Raw genomic sequence first — 15,950 nt, 5'->3', positions numbered from 1 at the left:
GCGACATGGCGGCGGGCAATTCCCTGCCTTCAACAATGTAAAAAGGAGGGAGCGGGGCTCCCTCCTTTCCAACGCCTTATTGAGGCAAGGTTTCCATGCGCTGGCGGATCTGGGTGGCCAGCGAGGAATCCGGAGGCAGGGTCATGAGGAGCTTCGACCACAATTCGCGGGCGCGGGCGCCATCGCCCTTGTTGGCCGCTTCCAGGCCCACGAAGAACAGGGCCTCCTGATCCTCCGGATTGTCGTTCAAGATCGCCTTCATCAGCATGTACAAGGCCGGCGGCGGCTCGCTTTCGCCGCGTGCCTGCGTTTGGGCGATCAGGGCGAAGGCAAGACCCCGGCGGGCTTCCATGTCGCCCGGGTGCAGCTCCAGCGCCTTGCCGTAGGAGGTCACCGCGTCGTCGAGTTCCTCCAAAACCCGCTGGCTGCGGGCCAGCATCATCCAGGTTTCGAAATCGTCCGGCGCGGCGGCCACCTTGGCCTTGAGGCTTTCGACCATGGCCTGGATGGCGGCGCGTTCGCCTTCGCCCAGGTTCTTGTTCATGCCCGGCCCCATGCCCGTCCCGGCGCCGGCACTGGCGGCCGGCGCCGGGGCAACCGGGGCCGGAGTCCAGCTTTCAGCCGGGAAGGTCAGGGGGTGACGCGGGGCCAGGGTGGTGGGATCGATCCCCGTGTTGGCGGCCACCTGCTCCATTTGCTCGCTCAGCATCCCGGCCCAGGCGGCATCCTCGGGGGTATCTTCCTTCAGATGGCGCCAGATGGCGAGCGCGCCCCGGGCGTCGCCGGCTTGCAGGCGCTCCAGGCCCAGGAAAAAGCGGGCGCGGGGCTCGGTGGGATCAAGGCTCAGCACCTTCATGAAGGCTTCGTGAGCCGGGACCGTCACCTGGCCCGAGGCGGCGATGACCAGAACCTGGGCATGCTCGGCCAGCACGGGCGCGGACTCGGGGGCAAGCCGGGCGGCCTCGGTGGTCTGGGCCACGGCCCCTTCCAGGTTGCCGTTGCGCAGCAGCAAGCGCGCCAGCAGCATGCGCGGCTCGGGATCGGTGGGGGTGGCCTCGATCGCGGCTTGCAACTCTGCCATGCGCTCCTGGTCGGCGGCGGCGGTGGCGGGATCGGGCTGTCCGGCCTCGCGCGCCTTGGCCAGGCGCTCGCCATAGGGCAGGTCGGGGGTGCCCGGCGCCCCCAGCCAGGTGTAGAGGGCCAGGGCCACGGCGGGCAGAACCGCGATCAGGCCCAGGCTCAAGCGGCGATCGCCCAAGGACGCGCGCCTGGGCGCCGGAGCCTCGGAAGGCGGGACCTCGGAAGGCGGGACCCCGGAAGACGGGCTCCCGGCGGGCGCGGCGCTGGCCGGCGTTTCCGGGGAAGAAGGCGCGGCCGGCACGGCCAGCAGGCGGCGCTGAACCTCCAGGCGGGCGGCCTCGGCCTCCTCGGGACCCAGCAGACCGGCCGCCAGATCCCGGTCGATGTCGGTCAGCTGATCGCGATACACGGCCAGATCGAACTCGGCCCGATCGGGCGCCTGGGCGCGGGCGCGCCACAACGGGCGGGTCAACAGGGCCGCCACGGCCAGACCGGTGGCGACGGCCGCGATCCAGAACACCACAATCACGCGGGCGTCTCCTTGTCGGTCGGGGGGGCTTGGTCTTCCAGCAGGCGGGCCAGGCGCCGGCGCTCCTCGTCACTGAGATCGACGGCCACGGCCGCGGCGGGTTCGGTGGCGCGGCGGCGGAAATAAAGCACCACCGCCCCGGCCCCAACGCCAAGCAGCAAGGCGGGCGCCAGCCACAACGCCACGGTCGAAAACTTGAAGGGCGGCTTCATCAGCACATAGTCGCCGTAGCGCTGGACCATGAAGTCCACCACCTCGTCGTTGGAGTGGCCTTCGGTTAGCAGCTGGCGGACCCGCTTGCGCATGTCGCGGGCCAGATCGGCGTTGGATTCGTCGATGTTCTCGCTTTGGCACACCACGCAGCGCAGGCCCTGGCTGATGTCGCGCGCGCGCTCTTCCAGGGCCGGGTCGGGCAGGATCTCGTCGGGCTGCACGGCCCAGGCGATGGGGCCGGCCAGTCCCCCGGACGCCAGCGCGATCACCAGCGCGAGCGGACCAAGCCAGCCGGAACGGACGGGCGAATGGATCATTGGGGGGTCTCCCTCAGGTGCGCGATCAGGGGCTTCAGCTCCTTTTCCCAAATCTCCGGGGTGATGGGACCGGTCACCTTGTAGCGGACCACGCCCTGGGCATCGATGACAAAGGTCTCGGGCGCCCCGGTCACGCCCAGGTCGATGACCAGCGCGCTATCGGGATCCAGCCCCACCCGGTCGTAGGGATCGCCGTGCTGGGCCAGCCACGCCGCCCCGTCCTCGGGAAACTTTTCGCGCCAGTCCACGCCGTGGATGCGCACCACGCCCTCGCGCTGGATGGCCAGCAGCATGGGATGCTCGGCCCGGCAGGCGATGCACCACGACCCGAAGATATTGACCAGGCTCACGTCGCCCTTGAGGGCGGCGCTTTCCAGGGGACGCCCGCGCCCGGGGACCGGTTCCAGGGCGAACTCGGGCAAGGGCCGGTTGATCAGCTCGGAGGGCAGGAAGCGCGGGTCGCGGTCGAGCCCGACCAGGAACAGGGCGCTGAGCAGCACCAGCACGACCAGCGGCAGGAAATACAGCCAGCGCCGACGGGCCGGACCGGGGGAAGAAGACGACTTGGCGGTCATGGGTCTTCGCTCCTTGGCGTCAGGCGGCCGGCTCGGCGGCGGGCGAGGCAGAGGCACCGGCAAGGCGCGTGCGCCTGGGGGCCCCCACGCGCGAGCGCCGGTCGGTCAGCGAGATCAAGCCGCCCACGGCCATGCACAAGGCCCCGTACCACAAGAAGGGCACGGCCGGCTGGTAATAGAAACGGGTCACGAAGCCTCCATCCCCGGTCGGCTCGCCGATCACCGCGTGATAGTCGGAAATGCCATTGGTGTGGATGGCGGACTCGGTGGTGGGCATGGGAGGCGTGGCGTAGGCGCGGCGCTCGGGATGAACCACGGCGACCTCGCGGTCCCCCTGACTCAGCCGCACGGTTCCCAGGATGGACTTGTAGTTGGGGCCATCCTCCAAGGCGACATCGACCAGGGTAAAGGTCATGCCGGCCACGGTGCGGCTTTCCCCGGGCTTCAGGGCCTGAACCGATTCCTGCTTCCAGGCCGAGTTGCCGGTGATGCCGATCACGATCAGGCCGGTGCCCAGGTGCCCCAGCACCAGGCCCCACGAGCGGCGCGGCTGCAAGCGCAAACGCCGCCAGGTTTCGCGCCAGGGCTCGCGGCCCAGGCGCACCCGCTCGGCCAGGTCGGCCAGGGCGCCGATCACCAGCCAGGCCCCGAGGGCCATGCCGCCGGCCACACCCACGGCGTGCACGCCGCCCCCGTTCATGGTGAAGGTCAAGACCAGGACGGCCACGGCCACCCCAAGGGCGAAGCGCAGGCGGGTGAAGGCACCGGCCAGATCGCTTCTCTTCCAGGTCATCAGGGGCGCCACCACCATCAGCACCACCACGGGCACCATCAGGGGGATGAACACCGTGTTGAAGAAGGGCGCGCCCACCGTCACCTTGCCCAGGCCCAGGGCATCGGCGATCAGGGGGTAGACGGTGCCCAGGAGCACGGTCGCCGAGGCCGTGGTCATCAGCAGGTTGTTGACCAGCAAGCTGCCCTCGCGCGAGACCGGCGCGAACAGGCCGCCCCCTTGCAGGGCCGGCGCGCGCATCGCGAACAAGGTGAACGATCCGCCAATGGTGACGGCCAGCAGCAGCAAGATGAACAGGCCGCGCGTGGGATCGGTGGCAAAGGCGTGCACCGAGGTAATCACCCCCGAGCGCACCAGGAAGGTCCCGATCAGCGACAGCGAAAAGGTGACAATGGCCAGGAGCACGGTCCAGGCCTTGAGGCTGTCGCGCTTTTCCACCACCACGGCCGAGTGCAGCAAGGCGGTTCCGGCCAGCCAGGGAATGAAACTCGCGTTTTCGACCGGGTCCCAGTACCACCAGCCGCCCCAGCCCAGTTCGTAATAGGCCCACCACGATCCCAAGGCGATGCCCAGGGTCAGGAACACCCAGGCGGCCAGGGTCCAGGGGCGCACCCAGCGTGCCCAGGCGGCATCAACCCGGCCCTCGATCAAGGCGGCGATGGCAAACGAAAAGGCCATCGAGAAGCCCACGTAGCCGGCGTACAGCATGGGCGGATGAAAGGCGAGGCCGGGATCTTGCAGCAAGGGGTTCATCCCCTGCCCGTTGGGCGGCGCCAGTTCGGGAGCGACACGGGCGAACGGGTTCGAGGTCAGCAAGATGAACAGCAAGAAGCCCACGATGATCATGGCCTGAACCGCCAGGGCGCGGGCGCGCAAGGCAGGGGGCAGATTGGAGCCCAGCCACGAGACGGCCAGCGAAAAACCGGCCAGGATCAGGATCCACAACAGCAAGGATCCCTCGTGATTGCCCCACACGCCCGACACCTTGTAGAGCATCGGCTTGTCGGTGTGGCTGTTCTCGATGACGTTGATCACGGAAAAATCGCTGACCACGAACGCATAGGTCAGGGCGCCAAAGGCGAGCGCGATCAACGCGAACAAGGCAACGGAAGCCGTGTTCGCGGTTTCCATCCAGGCCAGGTTGTTACGCTGGGCGCCGATCATCGGCACGGTGGACTGGACCACGGCCACGCACAGGGCAAGGATCAGGCAGAAGTGCCCGAATTCGGCGATCATGGGCGTCAGCTCCGAAAATACAGGAGGTCGGACCCGGGCCGCGAAGGGCTTTCCCCCCCGCCCCGCGAGGGGTCGAGGGGGGGAGCACCCGTCACTGGGCGGTGGGCGCGGGCTCGGCCGGCGTAAGCGGTGCGGCCGGTTCGACTGGCGCGGCCGGCGCGGCCGGCGCGGCCGGTTCGACCGGTTCGGACACGGGCGCCGCCTGGACAGGAGCCGGAACGGCGTCGGTCGGCGCGGCCTGGGCATCGGTGGGCGGACCATGCTCCCATTTGCCCGACGCCTTGAGGGATTCGGCCACCTCGGGCGGCATGTAGTTTTCATCGTGCTTGGCCAGCACGGTGGAGGCGATGAACACGCCTTCGGTGTTCAAGGTCCCTTCCGCGACCACGCCCTGGCCTTCGCGAAACAGATCGGGCAACAGGCCGGTGTAGGTCACGGCCACGGTGTTGACCAGGTCGGTCACGACGAAACGCACGGTTTCGCCCGACTTGACGACGCTGCCTTCCTGGACCAGCCCCCCCACCCGGAACCGGTGATCCGGGGCCATGCCCTTTTCCTTGATGTCGGTGGGGCTATAGAAAAAAACCAGATTGTCGGTCAGGGCGGTCAGGGTCAGGCCAAAGGCGGCGATCAAAAGCCCAAGGCCAAGCCCGATCATCAGAAAACGGCGTTTCTTTCGGGTCACGGGGGACGCTCTCCCTTGATGGTGCGACGAAACCGGGCAACGAAAAAACGACGTCAGGCGTCGGTGGCGGAATCCTGGGGCAGACCGGTGATCTGGGCCAGCAAGGCCCGGGTGCGGCGCCGCTCGATCAGACTGTGAGCGATCAACCCGCCCAGGACCACGAAGGTCAGACCATAAGCCGGCCAGATAAAGGCGGCGTAGCCACCCATGGCCAGAAAATCACGCAGCGAGTCCATGTCGCGAGGTATCCCTGTTGCAAGGGGAAGGCCGAGGATGCCTCCTGGAGCCCGTCGGGACCGATCCGATCCAAAAACCGGGCTCCCGGGTGGAGTGTCCAGGTTCCCGCTCCCCCTTGTTGCCAGGGGGAAGCGGCGGACGGGGCAGGAAAAGCCCTCAGGTCCGCTGGCTCAGCGCCCGGATCTGGGCGGCGGCGATGCCGCTTTGCATGCGGATCAACACCAAGGTGATGAACAGAAGCTGGAAGCCCAGGATCATGGTCAAGAGCGGGCCCAGGATCGACGGGTCCACCGCCGGCCCGCCCGGCTTGATGACACTGGCCGGCTGGTGCAGCGTGTTCCACCAGTCGACGGAAAACTTGATGATGGGAATGTTGACCACGCCAACCAGGCACAAAACGGCGGCGGCGCGGTCGCCCCGGGTGCGGTCGTCGAAGGCGTTGGCCAGCGCCATGTAGCCCAGGTACAAGAACAAAAGCACCAGCATCGAGGTCAGGCGGGCATCCCAGACCCACCAGGTGCCCCACATCGGCTTGCCCCACAGCGATCCCGTGGCCAGGCACAGGAAGGTGAAGGCGGCCCCCAGCGGCGCGGTGGCGCGCGCGGTGATGTCGGCCAGGGGCTTTTTCCAGATCAGGGCCACGGCCGAGGCGGCGGCCATCACCATGTAGGCGAACAGGCCCAGGTACGCCGAGGGCACGTGCACGTACATGATCCGCACCGAATCCTTTTGCTGATAATCCGGCGGCGAGTAGGCCAGGCTCCACACCAGGCCGACCAGCAAGACAAGGCCCGTCAGGGCGCCAAGCCAGGGTAGCAGGCGGCGGGTGAAGGCCAGGAAGCGGGCGGGGGGAGAGAAAGTGAGCATGGCGGCGATCTCGGTTTCGGGTCGCGACACCTTAGCGGAGCAAGGCGGCGGTTTCCAGTGCCGCCAGGGCCGCCGTCGGGCGCGTCGGGATCAGGAAAGGGACAGGCGCGGGATTCGGGTTACTCCAGGGCCTGGCGCAGGGCAAGGCTGGTGGCAAGGGGACACAAGACCAGGGACGCCATCAGCAAGGCGGCCAGGATCTTGATCTGGGCGGTATAGGCGAAACCCATCACGGCCGCGTCCACGGCCGAAACCCCGAAAATCAGCACGGGGACGTACAAGGGCAAGATCAGCAAGGCCACCAGCACGCCGCCACGGCGCGCGCCCAGCACCAGGGCGGCGCCGACGGCGCCAATCAGGCTGAGCGTCGGGGTCCCCAGGACCATGGCGACGACCAGGACGGCGAACCCCTCGGGACGCATGTGCAAAAGAATGGCCAGCAAGGGCGCGGCCGCGATCAGGGGCAGCGCCGTGGTCAGCCAGTGGGCGGCGACCTTGGCGGCCACGATGCCCGCGAGCGGCGCCGGCGCCCGGGTCAGGTGGTCGAGGCTGCCGTCCTCGTAATCTTGCTGGAACAAGCGGTCCAGGGACAGCATCGAGGCAAGCAGCGCCGTCACCCAAAGCACGCCGGCGCTGATGCGTTCCAGCACCGCCGATTCGGGCCCCACGCCAAAGGGAAACAAGACCACGGTCACGACGAAAAACGCGACCACCATCAGGCTGTCGGTGCCCTGGCGCACGGCCAGGCGAATGTCGCGCCCCAGAACGGTCAGGAAAACGGCGATCATGACGCGGGTTCCAAAAGGGGCCGGGCGGAAGCGGGACGCGCAAGGCCGGGAGCAAAGCGATCCAGGGCCAGAACCCGGGCCCCGGGCAGCACGATGTCCTGGTGGGTGGACAACACCACCATGCCGCCCTCGGCGCGGTGACGGGCCAGGCGGTCCTCCAGCAAGGCAATGGAGGCGCGATCCAGCGCGGTGGTGGGTTCGTCCAGCAGCCACAAGGGCGCCGGCGCGGCCACCAGGCGGGCGAGATTGGCGCGGCGCTTTTGTCCGGCCGACAGCAAGCGCCCGGGAACCTGGGCCAGCCGGGTCAGGTTGAAGGCTTCCAGGGCCGCGTCCACGTGGGTGGTGCCGGCTCCGGCGAGCCGGGCCCAGAAGGCCACGTTCTCGCGCAGGGCGAGCACGGGCTTGATCGCGTCCAGGTGCCCCACGTAGCGGGTTCGGGCCGCGTGCGCCTCGGAATCGTCGGCCACCGACCGGTCGTCCCAGGTAAGGCGACCGCTTGCCGGGTGCAGCAGCAACGCCATCAGGCGCAGCAACGAGGACTTGCCCGATCCGTTGGGGCCGACCAGCAGCAAGGCGTCTCCGGCTTCCACGCGGAAGGACAGATTCGCGAAGACGGCCCGTTCGCCGCGCACGCACAAAAGCCCCTCGCCGGCGAAAACCGCCGGGGAAGAGGATGGGCACGGGGGCGGCGACGATGAAGGGATGGTGTGGGGCATGGTTCGCCCCGTTTAGAACATTTCGGGGGGCTGTGGAAACCTTAAATACCCGGACAGGGAGCAAGAAAAAGTAATATCGCACCGCAACACGCGCGCGCCTCCTCAGGAGGTTTCCTCGGTCCGGCAGCGCCAGGCGACGACGGGCGCCACCCGGACCGTGTTGCGACCGTGCCCCTTGGCCACGTACAGCGCCCGGTCGGCCCGGGCAATGGCGCTTTCCAGGGATTCGTTGGGGAGAAGCTGGGCCACGCCCAGGGAGGCACTGAGGGCATGCGAGCCGTGAGCGCCCTGAACGCTCAAGGCGGCGATGTCGCGGCGCAGCCGTTCGGCCACCGTGGTCCCCTCGGACAAGTCGGTGTCGGGCAGGGCAACCAGGAATTCCTCGCCGCCCCAGCGCCCGGCGATGTCGCCGGTGCGCAGGGCACGGTGGATGGCCCGGGCCGTATCCCGCAGGGCCTTGTCGCCCGCCGCGTGCCCCAGGCGGTCGTTCACCTGCTTGAAGTGATCCAGATCCATGACCACGAGGCTCAAGGCCCCTCCGCGCCGGCGGCTGCGGGACACTTCCGCCTCGGTTTGATCAAGAAAGGCGCCACGGTTGAGCAGGCCGGTCAGGCTGTCGGTCTGCGCGATCTGGCGCAAGGCGCCCCGCTCGGCGCGCAGCAGGGGGATCGCCATCGCGACATAGGATACGAAGCTGAGGCCCAGCATCGCCTGCCGCACCTCGCGCCATTCCGGCCCCTCCCCCATTCCGCCCCCCCCCATGACCTGGGTCGCCAGGATAAGCAGCCCCTGCGCCACCACCACCAGACAGGCCGACGAAATGGGGGTAAGGTAGTGGGAGGCGGCCAGAATGGTCAGTGCTAGAAAGGCCGCGACGATCATCCAGCTGAAATCAGCTCCCAGCGCCGGCTTGAGCAAGGCGGCCCCTCCGGTCAGGGCGGCAAGGCCAAGAGCCCAGAACACCAGGCGCCGTTGCACGCGCCCCTGGAAACGGCCGGGCGCCAGGATATAGTAAAGCGGCAGGGCCAAGGTGTTCACGGCGATCCACTCGCCCATGAACCAGGACAGCCCACGCGACCCAAGCATGGCAATGTCAAGGTCGGAAAACAGGTGCCAGCTGACCAGGGCAAGGGTCGTGGCAAGGGCACACGCGAACGGGGCCAGCAGATACCCCTTGCCCAGCAACGCAAGCGAATCCCGGCCCGGCGTGGCCTTCAGCACCAGCCAGGCGACCCCTCCGTAGGCGATGATCTGGGCAACGGCGGTTCCCAGGGTCAACCCCACGCCATGCAGCAGGGAAAAAGGGCAGGCCGCGACGAAAAGAAACCCGAAGGTGGCAAGCCCCGCACCCAGGACAACCACCGGGACCGCCTGCTGGCCCAGGGCCAGAAACAGGGCCAGGGCCAGGGCGGAAGGAGAGGCCCACGGACCGGAGGGTGGCGAGGCGCCGATCATCGGCATGGCGATGGACACGGCCATGGCCCCCGCCGGCACGAGCGCGGCCAGCAGCCAGGGCAAGGGCCAGCGCACGGAAACACTCTCCCGCGTCGGCGGCCCGATCCGCGACGCCAGGAAGGATTTGGGCGGGAAGGAGTGGCAATCCGCATCGTCCGCGCGTCGCATGGGAAATCCGCTTATCGCAAGAAAAAGAGACCACTATGCGCAACCGCAGCGAGGAGCGGTACAACTCCCTTTCAAGTAGACACAATGCGACGAAAAGTCCAGGTCAGGTTTGATCAGGCTTTCCTTTGGAACGGCTTATTCCGCTGGGGAACATGGCATTTCCAATTGTTCCCATGGTCCGGCGTCGTGGCTCCCTTCTGGAAAACGAAGAACCGGCGCGACGTGGGTCCTCGGCGACAAAGCGGGGCAAATATGCGAAGGTGTATAATCGCGCCCCAGAAGGGAGACGGCGATGGACAAAAGCGCGCGGTGTTGCAGCGGGCCCGACGACCGGTCGACCGTGCTGATCGTGGACGACACCCCACAAAACCTGAGCCTTCTTGGGGAGCTGCTCACGCCGCATTACCGGGTGCGGGCAGCCAACGGAGGACAGCGGGCCTTGCGGGCCGCCAGTTCTCCCCCCCGGCCCGATCTGATCTTGCTCGATGTCATGATGCCGGGAATGGACGGATACGACGTCATCCGGCACCTGAAGGCCGACTCCGCGACCGCGGATATCCCGGTCATCTTCGTCACGGCGATGAACAGCACCGAAAACGAGGAAATCGGGCTGGAGCTGGGCGCGGTCGATTACATCACCAAGCCGGTCGTTCCCGCCGTGGTCCTGGCGCGCGTGCATACCCACCTGGAACTCAAGCACGCGCGCGACCGCCTGAAGGACCAGAACGACGGGCTGGAACGCGAAGTGGCACGGCGCATGCGCGACAACCTGGTCATCCAGGACCTGAGCGTGCGCGCCCTCGCCTGCCTAGCCGAAGCGCGCGATAACGAAACCGGCCATCATATCGTGCGCACCCAGGCCTACGTGGGCCTGCTCGCGCACCGGCTGGCCGATCATCCGGCGTTTGCCGCCGATCTGGCGGGCCCCCGGCTTGAGCGCGTGATCAAGGCCGCGCCCTTGCACGACATCGGCAAGGTGGGCATCCCCGATGCCATCTTGCTCAAGCCCGGACGCCTGACGCCCGAGGAGTTCCGGATCATGCAAACCCATCCGGTGATCGGCGCCGATGCCATTGCCCGCGCCATGGACCAGACCCGGCTGGCATCCGGGCTTGGGGGAGGAAGCAGCGACGAGGGCGCGGAAGCCTTCGAGTTCCTGGAAATCGCCCGTATCATCTCCTTGTCTCATCACGAAAAATGGGACGGAACAGGCTACCCCTCCGGGCTTGCTGGCGAGGCGATTCCGGTGGCCGGGCGCCTGATGGCCCTGGCCGACGTGTTTGATGCCCTGCTCAGCCGGCGCGTCTACAAGCCCCCCTTGTCCCTGGAGGAAACCACCGCCGTGATCATCAAAGGCCGGGGGCATCATTTCGACCCGGTGGTGGTTGATGCCTTCGTGGCGTTGCGCGACAATTTTGCCGACGTGGCCCGCCGCTTTCCCGATGGAGGTCTTCCATCCGGATGAATGAAAAGGCTCCTTGAAATGCGTCGGTTCTGGCCCTTGCCGTCTCCGTACCTCGTGCTTTTCGTGCTGCCGGTGATTTTTTACATGATGATCGCCGGCGGCCTCAGCCTGAGGTCGTTTCACAAGTTGCAAGCCGAGCACGAATCGGAAACCGCGCGAAGCGCCACCGACATTTCGAGTATCGCCGAAGTCGCCCGCTTCAGTCAGGAATTGGGAGATATTCAGCGCCTGATCGCCGAAATGCTGAGCTTTGGCGGCTCCTCGCATGCCACCCCCCCCGAAACAGCGCGCCTGCGCGCGGCGCTGGTCTTGCGCCTTGAGGTTCTCGCGGCCCGCCTGCCGCCTTCGATCGTGACAACGGCGGGGCAGGAAAACACCGCCAGCCACCTCGGGGCTTTTCGCGAGGCCGTGTTGAACGCGGTGGACGCCCTTCCCCAGGCGCCAATGCAAGCGCAGGTCTTCGCCTCCCAGGCCAACGCCGCCGCCCTGGCCCTCAATGACCACGCCCGCTTCACCATCCTGAGCCTTGCCACGCGCGCCATGCACCGAAGCGCCCGCGAGGCCGGGGAGCAGCAAAGCCACATCGCCCGGGATCTTGCCATTGCCGTGCTGGTCTCGGCCGGCCTGCTGCTGGGCTGGGGGCTTGCCGCCGCCCGCCTCGCCAGGCGGCTCGACCGGCTGACCACCGCCTTGCGCGCCCTGGGGGCGGGCGACGTGGCGGCCGTTCCCGTGGAGGAAATCAAGGCCGTCAAGCAAGCCCACCTCACCGTGCTGGGGGACATGGCGGATTCGGTGCTGGCCTTGCGCGAAACGGTGATCGCCCGCATGCGGGCCCAGGCCGATCTGGGCCAGCGCATGAAGGAACTCTCGTGCCTTTACGACGTGGTGCGACTGACCGAACGCGAGGACCTTGGTTTGTCCGACCTGATGGCCCAGGTGGCGCAACGGTTGCCGGCCGCGTTTCGCTACCCGGAGCGGGCGCGCGCCTGGATCGAGGGGGACGAGGCCCCCCCCTCCGATCCGATCGACGAAAACGCATGGATTCGTCTGTGCGCCCGCTTCACCTGGGATGAAACGCGGGAAGCCACGCTGAGCGTTGCCTATCTCCCTCCCCTGCCCGTCCCGTCCGAGGAAGCCTTCCTTCCCGAGGAAGAAACCTTGCTGCATTCCATCGCCGAACGCCTGGGCGGCGCGGTCGAACGCCGGCGCATCGAGGCGGCCCAGCGCGACAGCCAAAGCCTGATGCAAGCCATTTTCGATGCCTCCCCGTATGCCATCGACATGGTTGATCCCGAAACCCAGCACTATGTGCGCATCAATCCCACGGCCCGAACCTTGCTGGGGTACGAACACGAAGACGCCTCGAAACTCTCGCTTAGGGATATTCAAGGAGAATTTTCCACCCTGGAGCTGTCCGAGGCGTGCGAACGGTTCCTGACCAGGGGCCCGACCCAGTTCCAGACCGTGCACCGGCACAAGGATGGTCACCTGTTTCCCGTGGAAGTTCGCATCAGCGCGACACTCCTGAACGGACGCAAATACCTGGTGGGGACGTGGCGGGACATCTCGGCCGAAAAAGAGGCGCAGGCCGAAATCCGCAAGCTGTCCTTGGTGGTCGAGCAAAACCCGCACCCGGTGGTCGTCACCGACCTTGAAGGAAAAATCGAATACGTCAACGATGCCTTCGTGCGCAATTCGGGCTTCAGCCGCGAGGAAGCCCTGGGCCAGCCGGCCGGCTTCTTGCAATCGGGCAAGACGCCCTCGCAAACCCATGTCGCCCTGTGGAACACGCTGAGCCAGGGCGAAACCTGGACGGGCGAACTCATCAACCTGACCCGGGATGGCCAGGAGCGGATCGAATCGGCAATCATCGTGCCATTGCGCCAGCCCGACGGGCGCATCACCCATTACGTGGCCTTGAAGGAAGACATCACCGAACGCAAGCGCCTGCTGCACGAGTTGGAGGCGCACCACGCTCACCTGGAAACCCTGGTCGCCGAACGGACCGCCGCCCTGCGCGCCGCCAACCAGGAACAGCAGGCCCTCTTCGACGCGGCCAGTGCCGGAATCGTCCTGATCCGGGATCGTGTCATCGTGCGCGCGAGCCGGCGCATCGACGAGTTGTTTGGCACCGCGCCCGCCTCGCAGATCGGCCAGTCGCCCCGCCTGTGGTACCTGCGCGAAGCGGACTGGCACGCCGTCGAAAGCGCGACCGAGGACGCCCTGGCCCAGGGCCGGCCCTTCGGCCGCGACATCGAGATGGTGCGCAAGGACGGCACCCCGTTTTGGGTTCACCTGGCCGTGCGCGCCCTCGACCCGGAGGCTCCCGGCAAAGGCAGGGTCGCCGTGGTCGAGGACATCACCGAGGAACGGGCCCGCCTGGACGCCTTGAATCAGGCGCGCCAGCTGGCCGAAACGGCGGTTGAGATCAAGGCCAACTTCCTTGCCAACATGAGCCACGAAATCCGCACTCCGATGAACGCGATCATCGGGCTTACCCATCTGCTGGAGCAAGGAATCAAGGATTCCCGCCAGCGCCAGCACCTGGCCAGGATTTCAACCGCGGCCCATCACCTGCTGGGGATCATCAACGACATTCTGGACCTGTCGAAAATCGAGGCCAACAAGCTGCGCCTCGACGCAAGCGACTTCGAGGTGGATGCCCTGATCGATAACGTCTGCGGCCTTGTCGCGGACAAGGCGCGCGACAAGAAAATCGAGTTGGTGGCCCAGGTCCACGCCCTGCCCCCGATCCTGTACGGAGACGGGCGGCGACTGGGGCAGGTTTTGCTTAATTTCGCGAGCAACGCGGTCAAATTCACGGAAAAAGGGAACGTCACCTTGCGGGCCTCGGTGGTCATCGAACGGGCCAGCGACCTGGTCGTGCGCTTCGAGGTGGCCGATACCGGGATTGGCATGACCCCCGACCAGCAAACCCGCCTGTTCGAAGCCTTCGAGCAAGCCGACTCCTCGACCACCCGCCGGTTTGGGGGCACCGGCCTGGGGCTTGCCATCTCGCGCCGGCTGGTTGAAATGATGGACGGGCGCATCGGCGTGGAAAGCACGCCGGGCGAGGGCAGCACTTTCTGGATCGAGATCCCCCTGGGGCGGGGGCACAAGGCGCCCACGCCCCAGAACCGGGTTGACCCCACCGGTTTGCGCGCCCTGGTGGTGGATGACCTGCCCGAGGCCCGCGAGGCCCACCTGGGCATGCTGGAAGCCATGGGGTTCCAGGCCCTGGCCGTGGCCGACGGCGCAACGGCCCTGACGACGATCACCCGGGCCGAGGCCGAGGGCGTGCCCTTCGACTTCCTGCTGATTGACTGGCACATGCCCGATCTCGACGGGGTCGAGCTTGGGCGCCGGCTGAAGACGGCGCCCCTGGGACGGCAGCCCGCCCGCCTTCTGGTCACCGCCCAGGGCGACGATCTTTCCCCGGAGCGTCTCGCCGAGGCCGGATTTTTTGAAATCGCGCACAAGCCGCTCACGCCCTCCGGTTTGTTCGACGCGATCCAGAACACCCTGGCCGGCCGGCATGCCCTGGCGCCCCACGCCGCGCCGGGCGAGGCCGAAACCCGCCTGCGCCAACGCGGCGGTGGCCGAATTCTGCTGGTCGAGGACAATCCCATCAACCAGGAAGTGGCCATGGACCTGCTGCAAGGCGTGGGTCTGTCGGTGGATCTGGCCAGCGATGGGCAGCAGGCGGTCGAACTGGCCCAGGAGGCGGACTACGACCTGATCTTGATGGATGTTCAAATGCCGGTGATGGATGGCCTGGCCGCGACCCGCCTCATCCGGGCCATGCCCCGTCACGCCACCACGCCGATTCTGGCCATGACGGCGAATGTCTTCAACGAGGACCGCGAGGCCTGCCTGGCCGCCGGCATGAACGATCACATCGCCAAGCCCGTTGATCCCGAAATGCTCTTTCGTGCCCTTCTTCAATGGCTGGTCCCCGTGCCCGAGGGCGAAACGCCTCCCCGGATCTGGCATCCGGGAACGGGGACGACGCCCCCTTCCCTGTCCACTCCGGCCGTGCTCGGGGGGTTGCGCATGGTGCCGGGCGTCGATGTCTCCTTGGGCCTGCGCGCGGCCAACGGCAAGGCGGACCTGTATGTCCGCCTGCTCGGCCGCTTCCTGGATGGCGACGAAACCGACCGGCTGCGCGCGCGTCTGGCGAACGGCGACCTGCCGGGCGCGCGGGGGCTGGCCCACACCGTCAAGGGACTGGCCGCGACCTTGGGGCTGGAAGGCCTCAGCGCGCCGGCGGCCGCGATCGAGGCGGACCTGAGGCGATCGCCGCCGCCCCTTTCCGCCCTGATCGATCAGGCCAGCCGGCTGCACGAGGCCTTCCTGGCGCTGGGGGCCCTTGTGCGCCCGATCATGCCCGATACCCGTCCCGCCTGCGCTCCCCCCGTTATGCCAACGGTTCCCGACGAGATGCTTGATCCGGCGAAAGGGGCGGCTCTGCTGGACGACCTGGAAGCGCTGCTCGCCACCGACGACGTCGGCGCCACCACCTTGTTTCGCGACAACGAACCCCTGATCCGGACCCTTCTCGGCGCGGCCGCCGACCGGATTGCCGCCGACCTCGACGCCTTCGCCCTGGAAGAAGCCCTGGCGCTCGTGCGCGAGGCCCGCGAGGCCCTCGGAGCCCGCGAGGCCCTCGGAGCCCGCGAGGCCCTCGGAGCCCGCGAGGCCCGCGAGGCCCGCGAGGCCTGCGAGGCCTGCGAGGCCTGCGAGGCCCTTGGGTCCCTCGAACCCCTCGGAACCGGATCGCCCCCCCCTCCCCCCTCCGGGTAGGCACCCGCCCCCACGGAAAACCC

Annotated in this window: 11 protein-coding genes and 1 pseudogene; 2 read left to right on the top strand and 10 right to left on the bottom strand. The window is 67.5% G+C overall.

From position 1 onward, the window contains the following. Window positions 1-76: 76 nt before the first annotated feature. The 10 genes and pseudogenes from ccmI to ROR02_RS05845 form a co-directional block, all read right to left on the bottom strand. Window positions 77-1,609, bottom strand: coding sequence for a c-type cytochrome biogenesis protein CcmI (gene ccmI / locus ROR02_RS05890; RefSeq protein WP_147163087.1), 1,533 nt, complete (start codon window positions 1,607-1,609; stop codon window positions 77-79). Then, window positions 1,606-2,139, bottom strand: a complete 534-nt coding sequence (locus tag ROR02_RS05885) for a cytochrome c-type biogenesis protein (protein ID WP_147163086.1) — start codon at window positions 2,137-2,139, stop codon at window positions 1,606-1,608. The genes ccmI and ROR02_RS05885 overlap by 4 nt, the downstream gene beginning before the upstream one ends. Beyond that, entirely contained in the window at window positions 2,136-2,714 is a 579-nt protein-coding gene (locus ROR02_RS05880; RefSeq protein WP_147163085.1) for a DsbE family thiol:disulfide interchange protein, read from the bottom strand. Before ROR02_RS05880 ends, ROR02_RS05885 begins: the two co-directional genes overlap by 4 nt. A gap of 19 nt (window positions 2,715-2,733) precedes the next feature. Further along, window positions 2,734-4,743 carry a heme lyase CcmF/NrfE family subunit gene (locus ROR02_RS05875; RefSeq protein ID WP_147163084.1) on the bottom strand — a complete coding sequence of 670 codons (2,010 nt, stop codon included), beginning with the start codon at window positions 4,741-4,743 and terminating at the stop codon, window positions 2,734-2,736. A gap of 208 nt (window positions 4,744-4,951) precedes the next feature. Next, window positions 4,952-5,428 (bottom strand): annotated as a pseudogene (ccmE, locus tag ROR02_RS05870) (cytochrome c maturation protein CcmE); the annotation flags it as partial. A gap of 53 nt (window positions 5,429-5,481) precedes the next feature. Further along, window positions 5,482-5,664: a heme exporter protein CcmD gene (gene ccmD / locus ROR02_RS05865; protein ID WP_147163082.1), complete on the bottom strand. Its 183-nt coding sequence runs from the start codon at window positions 5,662-5,664 to the stop codon at window positions 5,482-5,484. A gap of 157 nt (window positions 5,665-5,821) precedes the next feature. Continuing rightward, a complete protein-coding gene (locus ROR02_RS05860; protein ID WP_147163081.1) occupies window positions 5,822-6,532 on the bottom strand; it encodes a heme ABC transporter permease in 711 nt (236 codons plus the stop codon). A gap of 119 nt (window positions 6,533-6,651) precedes the next feature. Next, complete coding sequence (gene ccmB / locus ROR02_RS05855; protein WP_147163080.1) at window positions 6,652-7,320, bottom strand: heme exporter protein CcmB; 669 nt, start codon at window positions 7,318-7,320, stop codon at window positions 6,652-6,654. After that, window positions 7,317-8,036: a heme ABC exporter ATP-binding protein CcmA gene (gene ccmA / locus ROR02_RS05850; protein ID WP_147163079.1), complete on the bottom strand. Its 720-nt coding sequence runs from the start codon at window positions 8,034-8,036 to the stop codon at window positions 7,317-7,319. The genes ccmB and ccmA overlap by 4 nt, the downstream gene beginning before the upstream one ends. A 102-nt stretch (window positions 8,037-8,138) precedes the next feature. After that, a complete protein-coding gene (locus tag ROR02_RS05845) occupies window positions 8,139-9,566 on the bottom strand; it encodes a sensor domain-containing diguanylate cyclase (RefSeq protein ID WP_170244989.1) in 1,428 nt (475 codons plus the stop codon). Window positions 9,567-9,951: 385 nt separating this feature from the next. Here ROR02_RS05845 and ROR02_RS05840 point away from each other — a divergent pair, with 385 nt between their 5' ends. Both ROR02_RS05840 and ROR02_RS05835 read left to right on the top strand, forming a co-directional pair. Next, window positions 9,952-11,124, top strand: a complete 1,173-nt coding sequence (locus ROR02_RS05840; protein WP_147163077.1) for a response regulator — start codon at window positions 9,952-9,954, stop codon at window positions 11,122-11,124. A gap of 18 nt (window positions 11,125-11,142) precedes the next feature. Further along, window positions 11,143-15,927: a PAS domain-containing hybrid sensor histidine kinase/response regulator gene (locus tag ROR02_RS05835; protein WP_170244988.1), complete on the top strand. Its 4,785-nt coding sequence runs from the start codon at window positions 11,143-11,145 to the stop codon at window positions 15,925-15,927. The last annotated feature ends 23 nt before the right edge of the window (window positions 15,928-15,950 follow it).

This window comes from Pararhodospirillum oryzae (genome assembly GCF_007992075.1).
Classification (GTDB): domain Bacteria; phylum Pseudomonadota; class Alphaproteobacteria; order Rhodospirillales; family Rhodospirillaceae; genus Pararhodospirillum; species Pararhodospirillum oryzae.
The sequence above is the reverse complement of the archived record's forward strand: the minus strand, read 5'-3'. Positions and strand labels throughout refer to the sequence as shown.

Excerpts from the sequence above, each read along its gene's own strand:
- ROR02_RS05840 (WP_147163077.1), top strand. The coding sequence starts at position 9,952 with ATGGACAAAAGCGCGCGGTGTTGCAGCGGGCCCGACGACCGGTCGACC.
- ROR02_RS05835 (WP_170244988.1), top strand. The coding sequence starts at position 11,143 with ATGCGTCGGTTCTGGCCCTTGCCGTCTCCGTACCTCGTGCTTTTCGTG.
- ROR02_RS05880 (WP_147163085.1), bottom strand. The coding sequence starts at position 2,714 with ATGACCGCCAAGTCGTCTTCTTCCCCCGGTCCGGCCCGTCGGCGCTGG.
- ccmD (WP_147163082.1), bottom strand. The coding sequence starts at position 5,664 with ATGGACTCGCTGCGTGATTTTCTGGCCATGGGTGGCTACGCCGCCTTT.
- ROR02_RS05860 (WP_147163081.1), bottom strand. The coding sequence starts at position 6,532 with ATGCTCACTTTCTCTCCCCCCGCCCGCTTCCTGGCCTTCACCCGCCGC.
- ccmA (WP_147163079.1), bottom strand. The coding sequence starts at position 8,036 with ATGCCCCACACCATCCCTTCATCGTCGCCGCCCCCGTGCCCATCCTCT.
- ccmB (WP_147163080.1), bottom strand. The coding sequence starts at position 7,320 with ATGATCGCCGTTTTCCTGACCGTTCTGGGGCGCGACATTCGCCTGGCC.
- ROR02_RS05875 (WP_147163084.1), bottom strand. The coding sequence starts at position 4,743 with ATGATCGCCGAATTCGGGCACTTCTGCCTGATCCTTGCCCTGTGCGTG.
- ROR02_RS05885 (WP_147163086.1), bottom strand. The coding sequence starts at position 2,139 with ATGATCCATTCGCCCGTCCGTTCCGGCTGGCTTGGTCCGCTCGCGCTG.